This is a genomic window from Bradyrhizobium sp. PRIMUS42, from assembly GCF_023006515.1.
In the GTDB taxonomy this organism is placed as follows: Bacteria; Pseudomonadota; Alphaproteobacteria; order Rhizobiales; family Xanthobacteraceae; genus Bradyrhizobium.
In genome coordinates this window covers 1-476 of the sequence record NZ_JALBGZ010001581.1, presented here as the reverse complement: position 1 = coordinate 476, position 476 = coordinate 1, and the positions used below count along the sequence as shown (strand labels likewise).

The following is a 476-nucleotide window of genomic DNA, read 5'->3' as shown; positions in this document are numbered from 1 at the left end:
GATCCCGCACGCGATGCCACCGTGCTCCTGGTCGGCAGGGGCGCGGCCTATCCCGCGCTCTCCGTCGCGCTCGGTGAACGCGTCGGCGTGGTCGGCGCACTCTCGATCGAGGCGGCCGCGAAACATCTCAACACCCGTGACCTCGATGGCGTCGTGCTCGCGGAGGGTTTTACAGCGCGCGTCACCGACGCCTTTCTCACGGTGCTCGCCGAGGACACCCGCTTCCGCAGCCTGCCCGTCGTCGTCACCGCGCACCAGCTGACCCAGACTTACGACCTGCCCAATCTCGAGCTGATCCCGGGCGAGCCGGCCAAGGTCGCGGCCAATGCGCTGCCCCTGATCCGCCAGCACGCGATGGAAGCACAATTGAGCCGCACGCTGCGCTCGATCGATGCCGGCGGCTGGCTCGATCCGCGCAGCGGCCTGCTGACGGTGGAAGCTTTCGCCCGCGATTTCGCCAAGGCGGTCGAGCAGAC

The 476-nt window shown here is 68.9% G+C and carries 1 pseudogene; it reads left to right on the top strand.

Annotation, left to right across the window (positions count from 1 at the left end):
- A pseudogene (locus MOV75_RS41765) lies at positions 1-476 on the top strand (GGDEF domain-containing protein); the annotation flags it as partial.